This window comes from Acinetobacter sp. TY1, assembly GCF_048551395.1.
In the GTDB taxonomy this organism is placed as follows: domain Bacteria; phylum Pseudomonadota; class Gammaproteobacteria; order Pseudomonadales; family Moraxellaceae; genus Acinetobacter.
Window position 1 is genome coordinate 22,268 of the sequence record NZ_JBLYZK010000017.1, and the last position, 23,687, is coordinate 45,954.

A 23,687-nucleotide genomic window follows, 5' to 3' on the forward strand; every position below is an offset into this window, starting at 1 on the left:
TTGTTCTTTTGGAATGAGTAACTAGTTTCGTAAGATGATAGTGGTGGTTTAAAAATTATTCCCAATCTGTTTACTTCGCAAGTTTTTTGGATATAGAGGAATATATTCCTCTATATTTTAGATGCAATTTTTGTATGGATTGGTAAGATTTAACGATATATGCCAACTGTAAATAGCTTTCTGATTCCGTATCATCCAATAAAACACGGACTTTCACCCAATGCTGATCAATAGGAGTGCCAAATATTTTAATTGTCGTATTACGTGGAATTTCAACAAATGAAATACTATCAATTTTCGGTTGATGACGTAATCTAACCCGAGAAATCGTTGAAGCACTGACAATACCATTTAACAATGCTAAGAAATCATTCAATGTCGATTCATCTAAAGTATCTTTTTCAGGGTTAAAGCATAGTACAAGAATAATGATTTTTTCAAGCCATTGCTTATAAGCAGCAATTTTAGAGCTAAAGTCACGACTTGATTTACAATTGGGATCAATCCATTGTCTTGAATTATCCGTCAGTGTAATTTGATCCCCAATATTGTCATGAAATATTTCAAAGGCTTGATCGAAATCAGGTTCTGAAAAAATTGACATAAACGTGTAAGATATAGCAAGCACCACACTTCTAATGCATCTTATAAATTATGCTGAAAATACTCACTGCTGCACTATTGCCATCCTTATTGATTCAAGGCTATTTTGTTAAAAAGAATACACTCCGATTACCTGAAGCAAAAGGACAACGTAAGGGAGTGCTCAATAGTGGAAAAACAGCATTATCTATTCTTATTGTTGGAGATTCAGCTGCAGCAGGTGTTGGTGTCGAAAATCAACAAGATGCCTTACTAGGCTCAATTTTAACTGAGCTTCAACACGACTTTGATCTGCGTTATCAGTTGGAAGCTAGAACAGGTGATACGACATTACAAGTTTTGGAAAGAATGCAAATGTTGGAAATTAAACCGTTTGATATTGTTATCACCTCCGTGGGTGTCAATGATGTCACTAAGTTAATTTCACCTCAAAAATGGATTCAGCAACAACATGAGTTTTATACTGTAATTGAAAGGAAATTTTCTCCCAAAATGGTTTTAGTTACTGGCGTTCCTCCAATGAATCTCTTTCCTGCGCTACCAAACCCTTTAAGCTGGTTGTTTGGACAATATTCAAGTGCGATGAATAATAAATTAGAAAAACTCATTGAGCAAAAGAGAAAATTTGAAAATGCAGGCGACTATCATTTAATTCAATTTGATTTAGCGCATTTTAAAACGTTGAATTTACAAATGGCAGAAGATGGGTTTCATCCAAGTAAAGAGATTTATCAAATTTGGGCAAAGCAAATTGTTGAAAAAATTCAACGTAAATAAGTAAAAGTATGGATTCTGAAACTATATGTCTATTATCGAAACCCATCCACTTGAACCATTCTTACCAGTAAATGCAAAATTGTTGATGCTTGGCAGTTTTCCACCACCAAAAACACGTTGGAAAATGGATTTTTATTATCCAAACTATCAAAATGATATGTGGCGAATTTTTGGTTTAATTTTTTTCAACGATAAAGATCATTTCCTAGATTTACCTAATAAGAATTTTAAAGAACAACAGATCCGAAATTTTTTAACTGAAAAAGGCATTGCAATTTTTGACACGGCGTATCAGGTTATTCGTTTAACAGGAAATGCTTCAGACAAATTTTTGCAGATTGAAACACCAACGGATTTAACAGTGCTTTTAGCCAAAATTCCTGAATGTCATAGCATTATGACGACAGGAGATAAAGCTACGGACACCTTAATGCTTTCAATGCCAAAAGAAACAGAAAAACCCAAAATTGGTCAAGCTGTTAAAACTCTGTTTGCAGATCGCGAAATCACTTTGTATCGTATGCCTTCTTCCTCTAGAGCATATCCTTTGGCTTTGGAAAAGAAAGCAGAAGCTTATAGACAGTTGTTTGAAGATGTTGGTTTAATATCTTCAAAGTAATTTATAAGTATTTCTTTATTAAAGTATCTTTAAGAAGTAAATAAAATGTTTTTAAGCAAATTTCTTTGCTAACGCCACACAAATAATGGTTGCGATACAGACAACAATCATCGATAAATCAATTTTTTCATTAAGCAATAAATAGGAAAAGTAAAACCCAATAAAAGGTTGCAAGAGTTGAATTTGTCCTACTTTTGCGATTCCGCCTTGAGCTAAACCTTTATACCAGAATAGAAAACCAAGCCACATACTAAATACAGATACATAAATTAAGCCTAAAATTTGGGCGGTATGTACAGCATTAAAATTGTTTGGGAAATAGTAGATTGTTCCAATGAACATCAGCGGTAATGTAATAACCAGTGCCCATGAGATGACTTGCCAACCACCCAAGTCTTTTGAGAGTTTTCCACCTTCAGCATAACCTAAACCACAACTTATAACGGCAATTAACATATAGAAATCGCCAATGTTTAAATTAAAGTTTTGGTTTTGGTAAAACATATAACCCATGACACATGTACTACCTAAAATTGCAAATAACCAAAATTGCAAATTTGGCTTTTCTCCACCACGTAAAACAGCAAAAATAGCGGTAGCTAGCGGTAATAAGCCGACAAAAACAATCGCATGGGAAGAGGTTACACTTTGCAAAGCAAGTGCTGTAAATAATGGAAAACCAATAACAACACCCAAAGCTACAATGGTTAATGACTTGAATTGTTGAAAATTAGGCTTTGTTTGTTTAAGCAATAATAAGCACATGAGCCCGATGAATCCAGCGATTAAAGCCCGAACAGTAGTTAAAAATTCAGGACTAAATCCAATCACGGCGATTCGTGTCGCAGGTAATGATCCAGCAAAGATCGCTACACCAATAAAACCATTGATCCAACCTATATTTATTTTATTCATCAAAAAGTCACTCATGGCTTAAGTACTAAATTACGCATTGAAATTATGATGATTTAACGATATTTTTAAATAATGGAATAGCTACAATCAAATACAGTTTTTCGAAACTGTTATGCTTATTTAAACAATACAATTTTTAAATTTTATTGACGTATTTTATATGGCCAAAACTAAAATCACCTATACAGTGCAATTTATTCAAGATCAAATTTCAAATAAGTCTTTGATAGTAGGTGCTCGTTTACCTTCTGTTCGTCAGTTGGCGACACAACTCAATTATTCAATTTCGACGGTTGTGGAAGCCTATGCACGATTAGTAGCAGAAGGCATTTTAGAGTCTCGAAAAGGTTCTGGTTATTATGTATTAGGTAAAATTGAACCGACTCTAAATACTGAAACACCAATTCAATATCAGCGTGAAATTGATCCGCTTTGGATTTCTAGACAATCTTTAGAAGCAAATAAAGACACATTAAAGCCGGGTTGTGGTTGGTTACCAAGTCACTGGATGCCTGAACAAACGATTCGTAAAGCACTCAAGCAAGCTGCAAAATCTGAGCGTATTTTTTTAACCGATTATTCCAAGCCAAATGGACACAATGAACTAAGACAATATATTGCACGGAAAAAAGAACTTTATAATTTAAAAATAAATTTGAATCAGATTTTCATTACCGATTCTGCTACACAATCAATAGATCTTATTTTTAGAAATGTGCTGAAAGCGGGAGATGTTATTTTAATAGATGACCCTTGTTATTTTAATTTTAGAGCATTGATTCAAGCGCATGGACTTAAAGCCGTTGCCATACCGTTTACTGAGCATGGTCCAGATTTAGCAATATTTGAGCAAGCACTAAATCTTCAACCTAAAATTTATCTAACCAATTCAGCAATTCATAATCCCACAGGGGCAATCGTTTCGTTACAAACGATATATCAAATTTCTAAACTTGCAGAAAAATTTAATTTTTTGATCATTGAAGATGATATTTTTGCTGATTTTGAAACAACATCAGCACCACGTTATGCTGCACTAACAGGTTTTAAACAAGTCATTCAAATTGGTAGTTTTACCAAAACACTTTCAGCCGCTGTCCGCTGTGGATACATCATTTCCGAAGTACAACGCATTGATGCATTGATCGATTTAAGGATTGCAACAAATTTTAGTCATAGCCATTTAAATGCTGAAATTATTTATCAAGCATTAATTGATAGCAGTTATCCCAAGTATTTAGATGGATTGAAAAAATACTTATTAAAAACCATGAATGATACCATTCGGAAGCTTGCAGAATTAGAGATCCATCCTTGGATCATACCGACAGCAGGAATATTTTTGTGGTGTAAACTCCCTGATGGTATTCATGCCACTGAATTATCAAAATTATGTTTAAAATATGATGTGATCTTAGCGCCAGGGAACTCATTTAGCCAAGCTGAAAATGCTGGGCAGTTTATGCGATTTAATGTTGCACAATGCATTGATCAAAAAGTATTTGATGTATTAGCTTTGGCGCTTTCAGCATTAAAAAACATCGAAATTGGAAAAGAAGCTGATTAATTCTACAATTTTAGACCCATTAGCATTTTATCTAATGCATTAGTCTTCATATTCCACATAATCCCATAAATTAAGTCGAGCTTTTATTTCTTGACGAATATGAGGCAGAAGAGGAAGTAATGTTCCATCAATCCATAGACTGAGCAGTTGGGTACTGATAGGGCAGTTATTTTCATCAATGATTTGTGCACCTTTGACAACGACTAGGGTTTCATCCACAGTAATAGTTTCTATACCTTTAAATAAAACTTGTAATTCATGACCTGTATCAACAATTTGCCACTCAAGTTCTATTTCAATATTTTGATTCGACTTCAGTACGACTTGACCTTGTAAAATATCATGTTCTTGAATACAGTTATATTCGACACGAACCTTACTTAAAAACCAATGTTGTTCTTTAAGATCATCTAAGGTTTTACGGGGAACTAAAATATTACTGAGATTGAATTGCTGACTTAAATCAAAAAACTGCATGGGGAGAAGAGCTAACTAAAAATAGGGCATTAAGCAAGTTGAGCATAGTAAAACAATAATAAAGCTGAGTAAAATTATTCCTATATATATTGAAAATAAGTATAAATAGTTATTTGCTGGCGATGATAAAACTAGAAGCCAAATAGGATAAGTTTATGAATATTCAAGATGTACCAAGTCCAATCGACCTCAGAAACCCTCAAGATGCATTAAATTGGGCAAATGAAGCCAATGATAAACGTCCTTGGCGTTATGACTTTTTTGATTATTATGTCAGTTTTATTCAAGAATTAGAACAACAACGAGATCATATTAAAAATACTCTCCCAATCCACGTTTTAGAAATAGGTTCAGGTCCAGGCTTTTTGGCAAAACATCTACTAAGTCATTGTCTAAATATCCACTATAGCGCTGTAGATTTTTCTCAAGCGATGCATGAGCTTTCTAAAAATAAGTTACTTTCTGGCGAGTTAGAGCGAGCAAGTTATGTTATTGCAGATTTTAAAACATCACAATGGCGAGATGATTTAGCACATTATGACGTCGTGATTATTCATCAAGCATTACATGAGTTAAGACATAAACATCATGCTACTCAATTTCATATTGAGGTTAAAAGTCTACTTAAACCTAATGCAAGTTATTTAGTGTGTGATCATATTTTTGCTTCTGATGCGATGCAAAATAACGAACTGTATATGTCGAAATATGAACATTTTCAGCGTTTAAAACAAGCTAGCTATCAGCACGTTAATTTAGTTAAAGAGCATCAAGGTTTATGTCTGTTTTTAACAAAGATCTAAATGGTAGGCTAAATTCATAAAAGTACGAACAGTGTAATTTATATGTAATTACATTAACCATTCAATTGGTAAATAAGAAACAGAATACATCATAAAACGTTGGAATTTTGTTGTTTGCGGATCATGGCTGTACGTTTGAATTTTTCCATTTGACTGATGGTCATACCAAATTAATTCACCCCGATCATTGAGTTTTACCTCATAAGCAACTTTATATTTATGTTCATTGAACAACTGATTAATTTGTTTTTCTAAATCTACTGATTTGACGACTAAACCAACTTCAGTGTTAAGGTGAAATGAACGTGGATCAAGATTAAAGGAGCCAATAAAAACCTGATCATCTTGGCTTATAAATTTCGCGTGTAGACTCGATTTACTTTTACCTTTTTCGGGGATCACATTACCTGTTGCTATTTCGTACCAAGTACGGCGCTTACGTTCAATGTAGGGTTTAAATTCATACAGTTTTATGCCATTTTTGAGCAGATCTTTACGATATTTTTGATAAAATGCATGTACTAATACAACATCATTGGCAACAAATGAATTGGTCAGGACACTAACATCAATATTATTCTTGGAAAGATTGGTTAGATAATTTGTTCCAACTTGAGTAGGTACAAAATAAGCTGCAATCAAATCTAAATTTTTCTTTGGTCGTCCCATTTCTCTTTCAATTTGATACATAATCAATTGCTGATCTTTCGCTTGATCTAAAGTTTTAGCAGGTGAATCGGCGAGGAATTTTGCCTCTGCCCATTGCATCCGATTTTCTTTTAATTGTTGTGCTAACTGTTTTTGTTCTGCATCCACTTTATCATCTGTAGAGTGATCTTGTTTTTCTAAATCTTTGTATTGCGCTCGAAGTTTGGTTAAATCTTTTTCTGTACCTGTATCAAGCAATTGCTGTGCAGGATAACTCAGTGGATGATACCAAAAATCAGCAAAAACAGTATTTGCATGGTGTACAGCAGTACCTAAAAATAATATATCCATGTCGGTAAATTGAAATGATGAACTTGCATCAAAATATTCACTACTTATATTGCGCCCACCTGTAACTGCAATCGTGCCATCCGCTATAATTAATTTATTGTGCATTCTGCGGTTAATTTTTGCAGCACGTAATAAATAATCTATAACTCTAAAATTTCGATATTTATAAGGATTATAAAATTTGATATGAATATTTGGATGTGCCATTAAAGCTTTTAACTGTGGGTCTAGTTTTGTACCATTTTGATCATCGATTAAGAGCTGAACTTGAACACCACGATCAGCAGCTTTCAACAACTCATATAGTACTAATTTGCCAATAAAATCATCGGCCCAAATGTAATATTGTAAATCTAAGGTATGACGTGCTTCACGAATTAAATGTATACGTGCAGCAATACTTTGAAAGGCGTCGCTCATAGCAATATAACCGGTTTTTCCAGCATCGACTTGAGCACGTTCTTGCGACGTTTTAATCCATTGTTCAGGATGAGTTTGTGTTTCTTGATGTAGTTTAGATTCTTGATTGCGTGGAAGTGCACAGCCCGTTAATAGCATAATCATCATCGTTACACCGAATATTGAAATAATCTTTACAGATTCATTTTGTGAATTTTTAACAATCATTGGTCTTTTTTTAATCCATGATTAATACAGCATATCATTCCTTTATACCTTGAATCTGTAAAGTAAAAAAGGTTACTGTATTGGCTCTGTTTATGTAATTCAATAAAGGATGTGCTCACGATGAAATCACGTGCTGCAGTGGCATTTGGACCAGGACAACCGCTACAAATTGTAGAGCTTGATGTTGCGCCACCACAAAAAGGTGAAGTACTCATAAAAATCAGCCATACAGGCGTGTGCCATACCGATGCATTTACCTTATCAGGTGATGATCCTGAAGGTGTTTTTCCTGCCGTTCTAGGACATGAAGGCGCAGGTGTCGTTGTTGAAGTTGGCGAAGGTGTGACTTCAGTAAAACCTGGCGATCATGTTATTCCATTATATACGGCAGAATGTGGCGAATGTTTATTCTGCAAATCTGATAAAACCAATTTATGTGTTGCAGTACGCTCAACACAAGGCAAAGGCGTAATGCCTGATGGTACAACTCGTTTTTCTTATAACGGCGAACCTATTTACCATTATATGGGCTGTTCAACATTTAGTGAATATACCGTTGTTGCTGAAGTTTCATTGGCAAAAATTAGTCCTGAAGCTAATCCTGAGCAAGTGTGCTTGCTTGGATGTGGTGTAACGACAGGTTTAGGCGCAGTATCCAATACAGCAAAAGTTCAAGCAGGTGATAGTGTTGCTGTCTTTGGACTGGGCGGTATTGGACTTGCAGTTGTACAAGGTGCACGTAAAGCTAAAGCAGGTCGTATTATTGTCATAGATACAAATGCTGAAAAATTCAAATTAGCTGAAGAATTTGGCGCAACAGACTTCTTAAATCCAAAAGATTATGATCTACCAATTCAGCAAGTGATTGTCGAAATGACTGGTTGGGGCGTAGACCATTCATTTGAATGCATCGGTAATGTCAATGTCATGCGCTCAGCACTTGAATGTGCCCATCGTGGTTGGGGACAATCAGTGATTATTGGTGTTGCAGGATCGGGTCAAGAAATTTCAACTCGTCCGTTCCAATTGGTGACTGGTCGTAAGTGGATGGGAACAGCTTTTGGTGGTGTAAAAGGTCGTACTCAATTACCAAAAATGGTTGAAGAAGCCATGAAAGGTGATATTCAGCTTGAACCTTTTGTTACACATACAATGGGTTTAGAAAAAATCAATGAAGCCTTTGATTTAATGCATGAAGGTAAATCGATTCGCACGGTCATTCATTTTTAAAATTAATTAATTTATAGAAAAATTAATTTAGAGAAAGCTTACAGATCAATATTCGTTAGCTTTCTCATTTACATGATAAGTACATAAAATTTAGATATTTCATACCGATATATTTACTTTTTTTTGTTATGTTGTATTTTTTGGATGATGATTCTTATGAAAAAAATTTTATTTTTAGCTGCTCTATCTTTAGCCGTTTCTGCATGTACTTCTACACCATCGCAGAGTCCAACTACATTATGTATTGCAGATCAAGCAACACTTTTAATTGGTCAAAATGACTTATCAGAAGCAAAAATTAAGTCACTGACCAAAGCAAGTCATGTACGTAAAGTAGGACCAAATCAACCTGTTACAATGGATTATAGAGAAGATCGCGTGACTGTTGTTGTTGATCCAACAACCAAAAAAATTATTCAAGCATCATGTGGTTAATTCATAATTGGTTTTAACACCTGAATAAATTAAATTTATTCAGGTGTTTGTTTAAAGGCTAATTCAATATATATTCATCAATAATTCCACATTGATCTACAAAAATATCATCATGTGAAACTAAGATGCTTGCACCTTTAAATTGTGAGATTGCTTGTGCAAGTAATGCTTTAGATTCAATATCTAAATGATTTTCAGGTTCATCTAAAAGCAATAAATCAACATTTTGCTGTGCATGGCTGATAGCAAGTAATGCCACTTTTAGTTTTTCACCACCACTGAGTTGCGCAATTTGAAGTAGAGATTTTTCACGGCGAATGCGTAATTGCCCCAATAAACCACGCCACTCAACCTCAAGAATATTGGGATTAAAGCGTGTTAGGTTTTCTATAACAGTGAGTTCATCATCTAATAAGCTAAAGTTTTGATCTAAATAAATACTTTGTCCAATTTTGAAAACATCTGCATTTTGTAAATGGTTTTGAATTATTCCATGCTCATGCTGATGAATCATTTTTAGTAAAGTGGATTTACCAACACCATTTTTGCCCTTCAGATGAAGTTTTTCACCCACATGAACAGCAAATTTTATGTTTAGATCAGGTCGGTAAGGTATTTTGATATCATTAAGTCTTAAAATTTCACCCGATTGAGTAGAGTGAAAATGAAATTCAAATTTTTGAGGCTTAATTTTTTCAAATTGTTTCTGTTTTTCATTTAAATTTTCATAGCTTTCTTCATTTTGACGAACTTGTTGTGCTCTAAGTTTTCCAAAGCTGTGTCCAGCTCGTTCTTTCTTAAAATCTAACAAAACTTTTGCTTGAGAACTTGCTGCTCTTAATTGAATTCCTTTACGTTGTCGTTTCTGTGTTTTCATCAGAGTTTCATGTTGTTGCTTACATTGTAGTTTTAATGTACGTTTTTCCTGTTGAATTGATTGTGTTAAGGCATTCAATTGTAGCTGATATTGCTCAAGGTAATCGTCATAATTTCCAGAAACATGTCTTAGTCCAAGATCACTTAAAGCAAAAATATGCTGAGCATGCTTCAACAATTGGCGATCATGACTAATTATACAAACACCACCTTTATGCGCATGAATTGATTCTATTAACCATTGACGAGCAGAGGCATCCAAATGATTACTTGGTTCATCTAAAAGTAAATAATGATCCTGTTTTAAGAATAAACGGCACAATGCTAATTTAGTTTTTTGACCTTCGCTGAGTTGATGCACAGGAAACTCTAAATCTGTCGGTAAATTAGCATTGAGCAAAATGTTTTGCCATTGTTGTGGTAAATCCCAACAATGTTCAACCAAATCATAATCTTCAAAAGTTGCTGTATTATTTTCAATACGTAAAAAAGCATGATGTAAATGCTCAACTCCTAAGGTATGCGCAATTGTATCTGCATTCAAACGCTGTAGTTGAGGTAAATAATCATGCGGTATATTCCATGAAATATTCCCTGAAAAAGCAAATTCTGAATTATTTTGAGCATGTAAAAGCTTAAAAAGAAGTGATTTTCCTAAACCATTGCGACCAATCAATGCCGATATTTGTCCCGAAAATAGTACAAAATTAAGCTGATCAAACATTAATTGAGTTGGAAATTCATAGCTTAAATTAGAAATTACACAAGCTTGCTGAGTCATAACAATCCCCATAGTTTGAGGACGTGCAAAATGATTTTGTAGGAATAGAGTGCTATAAATAAAACGTATATGTTAAAAAAATAAACGAAAATATAGTTATAGAGAAATCTTGCCTAGAGTATGGTCTATTTTACACATCAAAAAAAAATTAAAAAATAATGATGAGAAAATGACTTACTTCATTGGCGTTACTCTTTATAAGAAAGGGGCGAGGAATAGATATTGTACAAAAATAACTCAAATTGTCAAATCTAAATAGATCTCTAGTTAACTAAAGATCTATTTAATTTATAAATTTTGTTGTGTTAAGCGACTGTTTTTAACACATCCACAAAAGATGTTGCCACATAGTCAATATTTTTCAAGTTCAAGCCTGCAGCACAAATACGACCGCTACGAAGCAAGTAAATACCGTATTGATCTTTTAAAGTATCGACTTGGTTTGCAGTTAAACCTGTATAACTGAACATACCTTGTTGTTTCACAAGATAGCTAAAATCACGCTCTGGTAATGCAGCTTCAAGTTTTGCTTGCAGTAAAAGACGCATTTGAATAATACGTTCACGCATTTCGTTCAATTCGGCATGCCATTGTGCAGTCAATTCAGGGCTGTTCAAGACAGTATCAACCACTAACGCACCTGTTGTTGGTGGGCTAGAGTAGATACGACGTACAGTTGCTTTAAGTTGACCTAAAACTTTTAATGCCGTTTCTTGATCGTCTGCCACGAACGTTAAGCCACCAACACGCTCGCCATAAATTGAGAAGATTTTTGAGAATGAATTACTAACAATAAAATTCATACCCGATTTGTCAAGCGCACGAATTGCATAAGCATCTTCTTCAAGACCTTGACCAAAACCCTGATAGGCAATATCGAGGAATGGTATTAAATCACGCTCTTGTAATACAGTAATCACGCGATCCCATTGCTCAGGTGTTAAATCCGCGCCTGTTGGGTTGTGACAACAAGGGTGGAGCAAGACAATACCTTTTGCAGGAATAGTCTGTAAATCTGCCAACATTCCTTCAATATCAACACCATTGGTAGATGCATCAAAATAAGTATAAAAATGTGATTTCACGCCTGCGCCATTAAAAATCGCAATGTGATTGTCCCAAGTCGGTTGGCTGACCCAAATATCAGAATCAGGAAAATATTTATTTAAGAAATCTGCACCGACTTTGAGTGCACCTGAACCACCCAAAGTTTGAATCGTCACTGCACGACCATTTTGGCGAGCTTGTGAGTTTTCACCCAATACCAATTGTTGTGTAGAAGCGTTATAAGACTTTGAACCATCCATAGGTAAATAAAGTTTTACCTTTTCATTAAGCGGTTCAATTTTTTTCAATGCTGTTTTAACTGCTTCAAGTTGAGGAACAATCGTGTCCTCATTGTAGTAAAGACCAATACTCAAATTGACTTTATTACTACGCTCATCCTTTCCGAACTCTTCCATAAGAGAAAGAATCGGGTCTCCTGCATAAGCATCTACATGTTGAAACATGGTCAAAGTCCTACAATAATGGTAATGATTAAACGATATTTGTCGTGCTCGATCATATATGTATATCGAAGTCTGACTCAACAGCAGAAATACGAAATTTTCTTATAATTCATTCAACTTTGGTTTATAACAGGCATCATTTTTGCATATTTAGCGTTATTAACGATAAACATGGAGCCAAAGCTCCATGTTGTATAGTTATGGGTTGTAACACTGAATTATGACGATTTCATCGTACTTATCCAATCTATCCCAAAGAAAAGAGTAGAGAAGACTTATCATCTAGAACTCATTTCATTTATTTGCTCGGTTGAACATCAAATTCGAAGGTCCATGTCGATTGACTTGCAACCTTTGCTGGATCGGCATAGCTAATTTCTTTTAAATGTACACGTGCATAACTTGAACCTTTATTACCACGAATCATCGTTGCATTGTCAATATTGGCTTTGAGCATATGAGGAGCTTGTAAACCATCTGCCTGAGCTGCCTCAATGGTTGGATAATAATTATACCAACCATAATTTAACTTGGCAGGATAAGCCCCTTGGTAAGCAGGATTCAACACAGAAGTAATCGTATTTGAACCCCATTTTGAAACTGTTGCTGTTGTTGTAGCTTTTAAATCTGTTAAGGTCGCTGTAAAAGCATTACTATCCTTAAATTTCTCAGTGATGACTTTACCATCTGCATCATAAAAGCCTGTAGGTTGAGAGGCAACAACACTTCCGACTTGAGCATTTTGTTGGACATTATAGCGGTTGAAAGCTAATTGCCATGACCCCGTGCTTTTGTCACTAATTGTGCCTGTATTTAAGTCAACATATGCCCAACCTTTACTTGCATCAACTGTCAATGTTCGAACATCTTCAGGATTTGCTGTATTGATATAGCGTAAAGAGACATAACCTGAGGTAGAACCTTGATAATAATTGTAAATTTGTACAGCAAATACAGGTTTCTCAACCGTACCAATGACTTTGGTTGAACTATTATCAGTTGTGACTAAATAAGTCTTAAAATTCGGTGACATACGATGATCACCAAATACATCATATTCAAAGAAACTACTTATACCATTTTTACTGTCCATAAATGCATTACTAAATGCATCGACAATCCATGCTTGAGCAGGCAATGCACCTGCTTGAGTTGCATCTTTTTCTTTACTGAGCGTTGCCCAACTAGCATCAAATGGAGAATATAAAGCACCACCAGTTCCTGAGCCACTCACCCCGCTATTGGTAAATAACAATGGCGTTCGTGTACCCATTGCAAATTTCAAATCCCAATCACTGCCATCACAACTGATTTGTGCTTGCGTATCAATGTCATAACAATAAGACATATTGGATGCAGGTTGAATTTTCCATTCTTTTGCTTTGACTGTAAATAAATCGGTAGAAGCGGGTGGTGTAACATTACCACCGCCTGTATTTGAGTTTGAATTGTCATTTGATGAACTGCCACCACCACATGCAGTTAAAATTAGCCCCAATGTAGTTAATGCCATGACTTTAGAGAGCTGCGTCATGGTTAAAGATGTCGTAAAGCTCGACATTATTGTTTTACTCAAATCAGAACGATTGTTCATGTACTACTTCCTTAGTTTTAAAGCATCTTGTTGAAAAATGGTTGAATTATAAAATTTAAAAATCTTTCTAGATTTCAGACTGATCTAACTGTGATTAATGATTTAAACTTTTTTGCCAATTGAAACGTAGACCCATATAGCTATAACGCCCCGCAATCGGGCGATAATCAAATGCCGCACTAAAATCACGTTGTTCATCAAAGATATTATCCATACCTGCGAATGCCGTCAGATAAGGCGAAAATTGCCACTCAATTTGACCATCTAAACTGAACCAATCAGGCGAGGTATGTTTGTTGGCGCTATCACCAAATTCATCACTTTGATAACGTGCACGTAAGCTGACATCCAATGCATCCGTGAAGGCATAATCGACACCAAGTCGGGCAATGTGCTCAGGTCGGCGAGTGAGATCTAAATCTGTCGATTTATCTTTGGCTTGTGTATAGGTATAAGCTGCATTGAGGCGTGTTTGTGGGGAAAGTTGCCATTGCGCTGTGGTTTCAATTCCTTTCGTTTCAGCTTGAGCAACATTGCTATAAGAATATTGGGTAATACCATTGATCACGGCGGCATTGTCATAATCTGTTTGAATCAAGTCTTTAATATCATTCCAAAAGAGGTTGATATCTGCATTCCATAGATCATTTTTGACTAGACTTAAACCAAGTTGATAACTGTCTGATTGTTCAGGTTTTAAGTTTGGATTACCAATGACGATATAACCCAAATGACTATGATCAAAAGAATAGAATCGTTCTTTTAAATTCGGAACCCGATAACCTTGCCCATAGCTGAAACGTAGATCGGCAAGTAAGTCATTCTGTTCATAAAAACGATATTTTGTGCTTAATTTAAATGCATTATGATCGCCAAAATCATCATCATTTTGGAAACGCCAACCTATTACAGCGTCTAGCTTATCGCTAAGTTTTAAATCATTTTGTAGATAAAATTCATGACGATCTCGACTGACAGCGCCACCTTGCATTTCAAATTTTCCATTATTGTTCTGTTCGAGTTTTTCTTCATGCCAATCGTAACCCAATTGCCAATTTTGATTGCGCCACTTAGGCAAACTCAGTTGTGTGCTGACATGATTATTTTCTTGATTTGAATGGCGTAATGCCGATAAATAACTATCTAAAGTTTGTGTGGATGTAGTGTCATAAGTTTCATGTACACCTTTGATATCAAGCTTTAAATCATCAAGAATATTCCATTGACTGCCTGCGCTAAAACGCTGACGCTCAATATCTTCTACTTTGTATTGCTGTAAATAAAAAGGTGGAACAAAATTTAAACTTCGTTGATGATCTGTTTCTTGGTAGTCATTAAAATCTGCCCATAGTAAAAATTGATCAGACGGCTGCCATGCACCGTATAAAGCATATTGTTGACGTTTTTGTTGATCACCTTGCAAAGGGTATAAATCGGGATCTACCGCAAAGCCATCATTTGACAACAGATCAGCACTGACACGCCCTTTGAAACGACCTTGTGCTGCTTCAATATTTATTTTTTCATGGTGATTGTTCACCGAAGCACTTTTACCGTTGGCATTTTGTTTGCCATAACTGCCTATATCGACTTGACCTGAAATAGATATGCCATCTTTGACTTTTTGGCTAATAATATTAATGACTCCGCCCATGGCAGACGAGCCATATTGTGCCGATGCTGCACCTTTTACCACTTCAACGCGCTCAACACCGTTGATTAAATATTGATCCAAGTCAACTGTGGAACTGGTACTTGCTGCGAGGGGAAGACCATCAATTAAAATAAGAACTTGATCGCTGGTTAAGCCTTGCAATGAAATTTCATAGCCCGATTTGCCATGAATTTCTCTTAATAAAATACCGGGAACATTCTCAAGCGCATCTTTGAGCGTCAGGGCATTGGTACGTTGTAATTCTTTTTGATCAATAATTTCTGTTTTGATCGGGCTATCCGTCAATTTTTTTTCAGATCGTGTTGCGGTAATCACAATCGGCTGCATTTTTTGATCCGCATTCAATTCCGCCATAGCACTATTTGGGGTACCTAGACCACAACCAATCAGTGCCAAACTTAAGACAGCAAGACGAAATGGAATCGGTTGCGTATTCACAAAAAAACACTTGTTCACGGTGGTTCGCTATTGAAAATATTTATAATTGCAAATGGTAATGATTATCATAATAATTTACAATAGTAATCTGATAGATTTCAGAATACAGAAAATAGCGTTAAAAATGCCAATGTAAATGAAATAAATCAGTATCTTAAGACAAGTTTGGAATGTATTTATGAAACAACGTGTGAATTATTTTTTTATGATGTTACTGGCTTTGGGGTGCTCAGTAACTCATGCTGAAATACAAAAAACAACAGTAACCACGGATGCACAAATGGATTTGAAACAAGCATTTTTACAAAAAAGTCTGCATGAAAATCTGACTCAAGAACAGGCACGTCAGGCTATTTTAAAAATGGCAGGTGAATATAAAGTTGATTTTCGTTTTGAAGAATTGTATGCGCTTAAAGCAGGTTATAAATTAAAAGAAAATGATTTATCTGAGGGACACGAAACCGTTATTGTGCTTGAAAACACCGCCAATAAAGTTTCTTTACAACATATTTTGATTGGTGAAGGGCATGTTGTGAAGCATTGGCGTCAAGATTGGGAATATCAACCAACGCAAATGTGGAGCTATATAGGCAATTATCGTTGGCAAAAAATTGCATTGAAAGCTGAAGAAGCACAGGGCAAATGGTTACAAACCGTTTGGCAAGTGGATGATTCTCCACGCTATGCAGGTTTGGGGCTTTGGGAGAAAAATAATGGCGTAATCTCTTGGACATCTAATGAAACTTATCGTCCATTACCACGACGTGAACATACAACACGTGATGATTACGATGTGATTATTGGTATTAATCGTCAGGCTTTAACTGCAACGGGTTGGGTACATGAACAGGATAATGTCAAATTTGACAGTAAAACTAATACCGTACTTGCACGTGAACTTGGCGTAAACCACTATACTTTAGTTAAAGATTTTGATTTTAAACCAGCTTATGAATATTGGGATAAAAACAAAGACTATTGGGCAACCGTTCGTCAAACTTGGAAACAAGCTTTTGAACAAAATGAAGTACTTGCTTTGAAATTTGCAGGAAAAGATGAAAAAGCACATTACAGCTATTTTAGTGATCAAGCTAAAGCGACAGCAAAGAAAAAGGTAGATAATCAAAAGCTTCAAAAACAAGTCAGAACTTTACTCAATCAACAATTGGTTATTGGTCAAGTAAAATAAATTAAACTAAGATTGAAAATGAATTATTTTATTCAGACTTAAATGCCTGAATAACCGATGACACAAAATCCTTATGGGATGCTTAGGCATCCCATTTTTATGTTTAAATGTTCTAGATCAACGTTATAATATTTAGGGAAAATTATGATTGAATAAATAAAAAATTAGCATAATACTCTGCTTCGAAGTAGATCTATATTTTTCAGGGAAACATGTCATGCTACTCAATTTTGAATTTCAAAAAAGCGCTGAGCCACAGTCTAAACCGACAATTGTACTGATCCATGGGCTTTTTGGCAGTTTGAGTAATTTAGGTATGATTGCACGTGTCTTACAATTGGAATATTCCGTTCTTCAATTGGATGTACGTAATCATGGCAAATCTGCACATGATAAAGAAATGAACTATACGGTCATGGCACAAGATGTCATAGAAACATTAGACCATTTAAACATTGAACAATTCTCTGTAATTGGACATTCCATGGGTGGAAAAATTGCCATGAAATTGACTGAACTCGCTCCAAAACGCTTACAAAATTTGATTGTTTTAGATATGTGCCCATTTGCTTATCAAGAAAATCACCACGATTCTATTTTTAAGGCATTATTTGCAGTAGAACAAGCTAACGTAGCAAGCCGTAAAGAAGCTTATGAAATCATGCAAAATTTCTTAAAAGAAGAGATGGTAATCCAATTCTTACTTAAAGGATTTAATAAAGGTCGCTGGTTGTTTAATGTCCAATTTATTTTTGATCATTATGCAGATATTATTGGTTGGCAGGCGCTTAAATTATGGTCAAAACGTACATTATTTATTCGAGGTGGACAATCTCCATATATCTCTAAAGATGAGCATATAAAAGCAATTGATCAACAATTCGATCATGTTGAATTAGAAACAATTGAAAATGCAGGGCATTGGTTACATGCTGAACAACCTGAGCAAGTAAATATCATTATTAAAAATTACTTAAATAAAAATCAATAGTATTAAAAATATTAAAAGCCTAAAATAAACCATATATTTTTTAGGCTTTATTTTAAAAGTAAGATGAAAATCAAGATACTGTTTTAATTATTATTTTTTAAAAATAGATTATAAAAATGATAACTATGTAAAATCACCCTCATAAAACGAACTGATCAATTTCCTTGATATTTAAATAATACAGGTATTTAAAAATTAATATTAAGTAATAAAAATATTATCAGGCAATTGCTTGTTAATTGATCTGAAAGTGAGTAAATTAGAGCCGTTGATGAGGAATATCAATACATATAAAATGTGATTTATTTCACACTTATAATTTTTTCATATATAATTAGACATAATGAACAAACCATTTAATTAAACTAAATATTTAACACGATTAAAAATTACACAGTTGTTTTATTCAGTTTATATTAAATAGTATGCGGATAATCCAAAGGAAACTATATGCCACGCAGCTACTTGCAAAGTGATTCTATTTTGAATCAGGCCGATACATCTCCGAAAGTCATTATTCCATCTAAAGGACAAATGAGTGATGCCTTACAATTCGCTTTTGACTTATTACCTCATTTAGTTTGGGTAACTGGTGTGTCTACTCGCTATGCAAATAGTGCACTGAAGCAATATATTGGTGTCGAAAATCATCATATCTCTGAAACAGAATGGATGAAATTCATTCATCCAGAAGATGCTGAACATATGTATAACCTTTGGACACATGCACAAAAAACAGGAAAAAAATTCGAAAAAGAATGTCGAATTAAAAACTATCATACTGGTGAGTATGAGTGGTTTCTATTATCAGCACAAAGTATGCAATCCAATATAGCCGACTTCAATTGGATGATTAGCTGTACAAATATTCATGAACGTGCAGTTTTATTACGTGAAACTTCTGACATGTTACGTGCACATACCGACATGCTTGATGTGAGTGTAGATTGTATTAAGATCGTTCGTCCGAATGGCACAGTTTCACATATGAACCGCTCCGGTTGCTTGGCTTTATTGGGTCGAGAACGTGAGAAAAAATTTGGGATGAAATGGTTAGACCTGTTGCCACCCGAAGTACGCAGTAAAGGGCAAAAAGCAATTAACGATGCCATTAAAGGTAAAAATAGTCGTTTTGCTGGTATGAGTGGTATAGGTGAAGGTCGCCAATATTGGGATAATATTCTTACGCCTGTAGTTAATGAGAATGGAGAAACGACAAGTATTTTATGTGTTTCACGTGATGTAACCTTACAAAAAATTGCTGAAAATAAGCTTCGAATTTCTAGCGAAATGGACGAACTTACAGGATTAATGAATAGACGCTCATTCAAGAAAGCTCTGAAAGCATCCATCATGCAATCTCGTGAATTCAAGAAAATCGTGGGTATGATTCTTGTGGATCTGGATCATTTTAAACATATCAATGACACACTTGGTCACTCTGCGGGTGATCACCTTCTTAAAGTTCTCTCAAAACGTTTGATGAATTGTCTTGAAGACAATGCTTATGTGGCTCGTTTGGGTGGTGATGAATTCGCTATTATTATTTCCAACATGACTGATGCGGAAGAAATGCATCAAGTTGCATCAAAAGTTTTAGAACAGCTCGATGCGCCCGTTACTTATCAAGGTAAGCTCATCAATAGCGGAATGAGTATGGGGGGCGCTATTTATCCAACCGATGCTAAAGATGCTTTAGGATTGATGAAATGTGCTGATACCGCACTTAATGACCTTAAAGATCGTGGTCGTGGTGGTTTTCGAAGATTTAGCTATGAAATGTATGAAATTTCTGCATTACGAATCCAACAACTTGATACAGCACGAGAGATTTTACGTAGTAATTTGATTGAACCTTATTATCAGCCCAAAGTACGTTTAGATACACGAGAACTCATTGGTTTTGAGGCTTTATTACGTTGGCATGATGCCGAAGGTGTAGTTCAATTACCATCAACAATTGTTGAAGCATTCAATGACTACGAATTGGCAAGTAAAATCACTGAAACCATGCAAACACGCATTTTCCAAGATATTGCAATGTGGTTAGAGCAAGGCATTGATACTGTTCCAATCTCAATTAACGCTTCACCTGTAGAATTTATGCGAGATAATTACGCTGAAAAGTTATTAAAACGATTAAGTACTTATAATATTCCACATGAATTGGTTGAAATTGAAATTACCGAACATATGTTGGCAGAGCGTGGCTATGAATATGTCATTCGCGCTTTGAAAAAAATGAAAAATGCAGGGGTGCGTATTGCACTAGATGATTTTGGTACAGGGCATTCATCTTTTACCCATCTCAGTGATTATCCTGTAGATTGTTTAAAAATTGATTGTGGTTTTGTCAACCGCATGAATGAAGAAAAGCCGATTAATGCCATTGTTGAAGGTATTGCTAAATTGGGACCAATTCTGTCATTAGATATTATTGCCGAAGGTATTGAAACCGATTTACAACTACAACGTTTACAGGCTGTTGGCTGTAATATGGGGCAGGGTTTCTTATTTAGCCGTGCAATCTGTGCGGATGAAGCCATTTGCATGATGCAAAATCATGCACCGATATAAATACTGAGATAAACATTTTAAATTGCTATAGATATTCGACATGTTACTTATTTTTATTCAATTCTTTTAGAAATAACTTGTCAAATTCACAAACACAGCGTATTGTAACTTTAATGAATATATTTTATTGTGAAGACATAAAATGTTGAAACAACCTTTGATTTTAAACGTATATTATTTTTGGCAATATTTTAAATAGTTGCCTAGACACGTTCGGGCACAATTTAGTTGCCCATCAAAGTTTACACCTGATCGGCAACGATCAGGTTTTTTTATGCTTCACATTCAGCAAATTTCGGAGATTCCAATGAACACTTTTACTTATACATATTTTAGCAACTTTTCTTGGTCAAACTTTTTTCAGGTTATTTCTGAAAATCTACAAACGCATAGACATCAAACGCTCAAATAAAAGATCGGACTGATAGAGATAGTCCAAAGGAATAGACCAATGAAAATGCTTAATCAAACCCCAATACAAGATACAGTACACAGTAATAATGAAACTTTACTGAGCTTACCACATCAATTAAAACAACAATTTCAATTATCAGAAATATTAACAAAGCAAGTAAACACACACCGTCAAACCATTGAAAATATTTTAAATGGTACAGATCCACGTCTCATGGTGATTACGGGTCCATGCTCAATCCATGATCCTATTGCTGCACTCGAATACGCTGAAAAACTAAAAAAAATCCAGACACAAGTTCAAGATCAAATTTTTATTGTGATGCGAACTTATATTGAAAAACCACGTACAACTGTCGGTTGGAAAGGCTTTTTATACGATCCTTTACTTGATGGTTCAGGCAATATGCAACTTGGGCTAGAGCGTTCTCGTGAACTTTTTTTACAAATTATAGAAATGGGCTTACCCATTGCCACTGAAATTTTAAGCCCAATGGCAACGGCTTATTTTGATGATTTACTCAGTTGGGGCGCAATTGGCGCGCGTACCAGTGAGTCACAAATTCATCGTGAGATTTCAAGCCAAATGCCATTCAGTATTGGCTTCAAAAATGGTACAGATGGTTCAATTCAGATTGCATTGGATGCCATTCAGTCAGCAGCACATCCACATCAGTTTTTAGGGATGAGCCAACAAGGTTTGCCTGCGATTTTACATTCGCAAGGCAATCCAAAACCGCATTTAATTTTACGTGGTTCAAATACAGGCACCAATTATCAATTGGCTGAAATTGAAAAAATACGTACAAAGCAACATGATTTACCTGCATTGGTGATTGATTGTAGTCATGGCAATAGCCATAAAAACCCAATGCTACAACCTGAAATTCTTGAACAAATTATTCGTGAGCGAGATTTAACTCAAGTTCGTGGGGTAATGTTAGAAAGCTATTTAGTCGATGGTCAGCAAAAAATTAGCGATCATATGACTTATGGTCAATCTGTTACAGATGGGTGTTTAGGTTGGAATAAAACTGAACATTTGCTGCTAAAAGTTGCACAGCAGTTAGAAAATATACAATTAAAACTTTCAGCGTAAATGTTGATTCAAAAATAGGAAGATCATCTCAGGATGATCTTTTTTGTTTTTATTTACATATTTTAATTTCTTTGAGATTTAAAACTCATTTTTTTATTTTTTATTTTTTATTTAGGTATTTAAATATATATCTTTTAAATCAATGCAATATAAAATTATAAAAATGCTCAGTATCAAAGATACGTGCATAAACTTTATAAAAATAGTGAAAATTTAAGGTCTGTGGATAATATGTTTACTGAAGAATTATTGGATGAAGCACGGCGCTTTATGTTCCATATGTTAACAAAAGTGGTCGAATACGGTGGTTCTGATTTATTTATCTCTGCTGATTTTCCACCAAGTATTAAGCATCAAGGCTTGATGAAACCCATTGGACAACAGGCATTAACCTCAGATAAAACACGTTTATTTGCCTATAGTTTAATGAATGAACGCCAGCGTAAAGAGTTTGAACAAGAATTAGAATGCAACTTCGCAATTTCAGTACCTAATGTTTCTCGCTATCGAGTGAATGTATTTCAACAACAACTACAAGTGGGTATGGTCATTCGTACGATTACCGCTGAAATTCCTAACTTTACCAAGCTGAAATTACCACCATCGCTGAAAAATGTGATTATGGAAAAACGTGGTTTAATTTTAGTGGTCGGTGGGACAGGTTCAGGTAAATCGACTTCTCTTGCAGCAATGATTGATCATCGGAATGAAAATTCAGCAGGGCATATAATTACGGTTGAAGACCCTGTTGAATATGTACATAAACATAAAAAATCGATGGTAACGCATCGTGAAGTAGGTGTAGATAGCCATTCTTGGCACAGTGCATTAAAAAATACCTTACGTCAGGCACCCGATGTGATTTTGATTGGTGAAATTCGTGATACAGAAACTATGGAGCATGCCATAGCCTTTGCTGAAACTGGACATTTATGTTTAGGTACATTGCATGCCAATAATGCGAATCAAACACTTGATCGTATTATTAACTTTTTTCCTGAAGAACGTCGTAATCAACTATTGATGGATTTATCTTCAAATATGAAAGCGATTATTTCTCAACGTTTAGTTCGTACACAAGATGGCCAAGGGCGTCGAGCTGCTGTTGAAATTATGTTGAATACGCCTTTGATGGCTGAAAATATTCTCAAAGGACAATTTTATACCTTAAAAGAAATTATGACCAAATCTCGTGAATTAGGCATGCAAACTTTCGATCAAGCCTTATTTGATTTATATGATGAAGGCTCCATTTCATACGATGAAGCAATGCGAAATTCGGATTCTGTTAATGAATTACGTTTAAAAATAAAATTAGAATCAAGACGCAAAGAAGGTACAGCACCTCAACATACAACATCGCTCAATATGGTACAGGAGGCGGTCACATCGCCTGAAGAAGCATCGGAAGTTGCAGAAACTTAATACTTTCTATATATAGAAAATAAAAAAATCAGCCATTCGGCTGATTTTTATATGATTTATTGATC

General features: G+C 35.0%; 19 protein-coding genes. 11 read left to right on the plus strand and 8 right to left on the minus strand.

Annotated features, from left to right (window positions below):
- Positions 1 to 70 precede the first annotated feature (70 nt).
- Entirely contained in the window at positions 71 to 604 is a 534-nt protein-coding gene (locus ACK2M2_RS10770; RefSeq protein ID WP_419348278.1) for a hypothetical protein, read from the minus strand.
- A 47-nt stretch (positions 605 to 651) separates the two neighbouring features.
- Between ACK2M2_RS10770 and ACK2M2_RS10775 the strand changes: the two genes are divergently transcribed.
- Positions 652 to 1,380, plus strand: coding sequence for an SGNH/GDSL hydrolase family protein (locus ACK2M2_RS10775; protein ID WP_419348343.1), 729 nt, complete (start codon positions 652 to 654; stop codon positions 1,378 to 1,380).
- Positions 1,381 to 1,405: 25 nt separating this feature from the next.
- Complete coding sequence (locus ACK2M2_RS10780) at positions 1,406 to 1,999, plus strand: uracil-DNA glycosylase family protein (protein WP_419348280.1); 594 nt, start codon at positions 1,406 to 1,408, stop codon at positions 1,997 to 1,999.
- A gap of 51 nt (positions 2,000 to 2,050) precedes the next feature.
- On the opposite strand, the gene ACK2M2_RS10785 is transcribed toward ACK2M2_RS10780, so the two are convergent.
- On the minus strand, positions 2,051 to 2,914 hold the full coding sequence (locus ACK2M2_RS10785; RefSeq protein WP_419348283.1) for a DMT family transporter: 864 nt from the start codon (positions 2,912 to 2,914) through the stop codon (positions 2,051 to 2,053).
- Positions 2,915 to 3,074: 160 nt separating this feature from the next.
- Here ACK2M2_RS10785 and ACK2M2_RS10790 point away from each other — a divergent pair, with 160 nt between their 5' ends.
- The gene (locus ACK2M2_RS10790) at positions 3,075 to 4,481 is read left to right on the plus strand and encodes a PLP-dependent aminotransferase family protein (RefSeq protein WP_419348285.1); all 1,407 of its coding nucleotides are present in this window, start codon (positions 3,075 to 3,077) and stop codon (positions 4,479 to 4,481) included.
- A gap of 39 nt (positions 4,482 to 4,520) precedes the next feature.
- On the opposite strand, the gene ACK2M2_RS10795 is transcribed toward ACK2M2_RS10790, so the two are convergent.
- Positions 4,521 to 4,958 carry a hypothetical protein gene (locus ACK2M2_RS10795; protein WP_419348288.1) on the minus strand — a complete coding sequence of 146 codons (438 nt, stop codon included), beginning with the start codon at positions 4,956 to 4,958 and terminating at the stop codon, positions 4,521 to 4,523.
- Between the two features lie 155 nt (positions 4,959 to 5,113).
- On the opposite strand from ACK2M2_RS10795, the gene ACK2M2_RS10800 reads away from it, so the two are divergent.
- Positions 5,114 to 5,761 carry a class I SAM-dependent methyltransferase gene (locus ACK2M2_RS10800; RefSeq protein ID WP_419348291.1) on the plus strand — a complete coding sequence of 216 codons (648 nt, stop codon included), beginning with the start codon at positions 5,114 to 5,116 and terminating at the stop codon, positions 5,759 to 5,761.
- A 48-nt stretch (positions 5,762 to 5,809) separates the two neighbouring features.
- Here the strand turns inward: ACK2M2_RS10800 and ACK2M2_RS10805 are convergent, their stop codons facing one another.
- Entirely contained in the window at positions 5,810 to 7,327 is a 1,518-nt protein-coding gene (locus tag ACK2M2_RS10805) for a phospholipase D family protein (RefSeq protein WP_419348294.1), read from the minus strand.
- Between the two features lie 180 nt (positions 7,328 to 7,507).
- Between ACK2M2_RS10805 and ACK2M2_RS10810 the strand changes: the two genes are divergently transcribed.
- Entirely contained in the window at positions 7,508 to 8,617 is a 1,110-nt protein-coding gene (locus ACK2M2_RS10810) for an S-(hydroxymethyl)glutathione dehydrogenase/class III alcohol dehydrogenase (protein WP_409510082.1), read from the plus strand.
- A 156-nt stretch (positions 8,618 to 8,773) separates the two neighbouring features.
- Positions 8,774 to 9,052 carry an I78 family peptidase inhibitor gene (locus tag ACK2M2_RS10815; RefSeq protein ID WP_409510081.1) on the plus strand — a complete coding sequence of 93 codons (279 nt, stop codon included), beginning with the start codon at positions 8,774 to 8,776 and terminating at the stop codon, positions 9,050 to 9,052.
- Positions 9,053 to 9,110: 58 nt separating this feature from the next.
- On the opposite strand, the gene ACK2M2_RS10820 is transcribed toward ACK2M2_RS10815, so the two are convergent.
- The 4 genes from ACK2M2_RS10820 to ACK2M2_RS10835 form a co-directional block, all read right to left on the minus strand.
- Positions 9,111 to 10,709, minus strand: a complete 1,599-nt coding sequence (locus ACK2M2_RS10820) for an ATP-binding cassette domain-containing protein (protein WP_419348298.1) — start codon at positions 10,707 to 10,709, stop codon at positions 9,111 to 9,113.
- Positions 10,710 to 11,014: 305 nt separating this feature from the next.
- On the minus strand, positions 11,015 to 12,220 hold the full coding sequence (locus tag ACK2M2_RS10825) for an aromatic amino acid transaminase (RefSeq protein ID WP_419348301.1): 1,206 nt from the start codon (positions 12,218 to 12,220) through the stop codon (positions 11,015 to 11,017).
- A 298-nt stretch (positions 12,221 to 12,518) separates the two neighbouring features.
- A complete protein-coding gene (locus ACK2M2_RS10830; protein WP_419348304.1) occupies positions 12,519 to 13,814 on the minus strand; it encodes a hypothetical protein in 1,296 nt (431 codons plus the stop codon).
- A gap of 94 nt (positions 13,815 to 13,908) precedes the next feature.
- Complete coding sequence (locus ACK2M2_RS10835; protein WP_419348346.1) at positions 13,909 to 15,843, minus strand: TonB-dependent receptor plug domain-containing protein; 1,935 nt, start codon at positions 15,841 to 15,843, stop codon at positions 13,909 to 13,911.
- Positions 15,844 to 16,105: 262 nt separating this feature from the next.
- Between ACK2M2_RS10835 and ACK2M2_RS10840 the strand changes: the two genes are divergently transcribed.
- The 5 genes from ACK2M2_RS10840 (at position 16,106) to ACK2M2_RS10860 (ending at position 23,622) form a co-directional block, all read left to right on the plus strand.
- Complete coding sequence (locus ACK2M2_RS10840) at positions 16,106 to 17,116, plus strand: DUF6607 family protein (RefSeq protein WP_419348306.1); 1,011 nt, start codon at positions 16,106 to 16,108, stop codon at positions 17,114 to 17,116.
- A 217-nt stretch (positions 17,117 to 17,333) separates the two neighbouring features.
- Positions 17,334 to 18,107, plus strand: coding sequence for an alpha/beta fold hydrolase (locus tag ACK2M2_RS10845; RefSeq protein WP_419348309.1), 774 nt, complete (start codon positions 17,334 to 17,336; stop codon positions 18,105 to 18,107).
- A 450-nt stretch (positions 18,108 to 18,557) separates the two neighbouring features.
- Complete coding sequence (locus ACK2M2_RS10850; RefSeq protein ID WP_409510075.1) at positions 18,558 to 20,684, plus strand: EAL domain-containing protein; 2,127 nt, start codon at positions 18,558 to 18,560, stop codon at positions 20,682 to 20,684.
- Between the two features lie 451 nt (positions 20,685 to 21,135).
- A complete protein-coding gene (locus tag ACK2M2_RS10855; protein WP_419348312.1) occupies positions 21,136 to 22,197 on the plus strand; it encodes a 3-deoxy-7-phosphoheptulonate synthase in 1,062 nt (353 codons plus the stop codon).
- A 231-nt stretch (positions 22,198 to 22,428) separates the two neighbouring features.
- Positions 22,429 to 23,622, plus strand: coding sequence for a PilT/PilU family type 4a pilus ATPase (locus ACK2M2_RS10860; protein WP_419348314.1), 1,194 nt, complete (start codon positions 22,429 to 22,431; stop codon positions 23,620 to 23,622).
- Positions 23,623 to 23,687 lie beyond the last annotated feature (65 nt).

What these genes read in the sequence shown, in the direction of transcription:
- ACK2M2_RS10845 (WP_419348309.1), top strand. Translation starts at nt 17,334, where the DNA reads ATGCTACTCAATTTTGAATTTCAAAAAAGCGCTGAGCCACAGTCTAAA.
- ACK2M2_RS10820 (WP_419348298.1), bottom strand. Translation starts at nt 10,709, where the DNA reads ATGACTCAGCAAGCTTGTGTAATTTCTAATTTAAGCTATGAATTTCCA.
- ACK2M2_RS10795 (WP_419348288.1), bottom strand. Translation starts at nt 4,958, where the DNA reads ATGCAGTTTTTTGATTTAAGTCAGCAATTCAATCTCAGTAATATTTTA.
- ACK2M2_RS10850 (WP_409510075.1), top strand. Translation starts at nt 18,558, where the DNA reads ATGCCACGCAGCTACTTGCAAAGTGATTCTATTTTGAATCAGGCCGAT.
- ACK2M2_RS10815 (WP_409510081.1), top strand. Translation starts at nt 8,774, where the DNA reads ATGAAAAAAATTTTATTTTTAGCTGCTCTATCTTTAGCCGTTTCTGCA.
- ACK2M2_RS10835 (WP_419348346.1), bottom strand. Translation starts at nt 15,843, where the DNA reads ATGGCGGAATTGAATGCGGATCAAAAAATGCAGCCGATTGTGATTACC.
- ACK2M2_RS10830 (WP_419348304.1), bottom strand. Translation starts at nt 13,814, where the DNA reads ATGAACAATCGTTCTGATTTGAGTAAAACAATAATGTCGAGCTTTACG.
- ACK2M2_RS10825 (WP_419348301.1), bottom strand. Translation starts at nt 12,220, where the DNA reads ATGTTTCAACATGTAGATGCTTATGCAGGAGACCCGATTCTTTCTCTT.
- ACK2M2_RS10855 (WP_419348312.1), top strand. Translation starts at nt 21,136, where the DNA reads ATGAAAATGCTTAATCAAACCCCAATACAAGATACAGTACACAGTAAT.
- ACK2M2_RS10785 (WP_419348283.1), bottom strand. Translation starts at nt 2,914, where the DNA reads ATGAATAAAATAAATATAGGTTGGATCAATGGTTTTATTGGTGTAGCG.
- ACK2M2_RS10790 (WP_419348285.1), top strand. Translation starts at nt 3,075, where the DNA reads ATGGCCAAAACTAAAATCACCTATACAGTGCAATTTATTCAAGATCAA.
- ACK2M2_RS10770 (WP_419348278.1), bottom strand. Translation starts at nt 604, where the DNA reads ATGTCAATTTTTTCAGAACCTGATTTCGATCAAGCCTTTGAAATATTT.
- ACK2M2_RS10810 (WP_409510082.1), top strand. Translation starts at nt 7,508, where the DNA reads ATGAAATCACGTGCTGCAGTGGCATTTGGACCAGGACAACCGCTACAA.
- ACK2M2_RS10800 (WP_419348291.1), top strand. Translation starts at nt 5,114, where the DNA reads ATGAATATTCAAGATGTACCAAGTCCAATCGACCTCAGAAACCCTCAA.
- ACK2M2_RS10860 (WP_419348314.1), top strand. Translation starts at nt 22,429, where the DNA reads ATGTTTACTGAAGAATTATTGGATGAAGCACGGCGCTTTATGTTCCAT.
- ACK2M2_RS10840 (WP_419348306.1), top strand. Translation starts at nt 16,106, where the DNA reads ATGAAACAACGTGTGAATTATTTTTTTATGATGTTACTGGCTTTGGGG.
- ACK2M2_RS10780 (WP_419348280.1), top strand. Translation starts at nt 1,406, where the DNA reads ATGTCTATTATCGAAACCCATCCACTTGAACCATTCTTACCAGTAAAT.
- ACK2M2_RS10805 (WP_419348294.1), bottom strand. Translation starts at nt 7,327, where the DNA reads ATGATGATTATGCTATTAACGGGCTGTGCACTTCCACGCAATCAAGAA.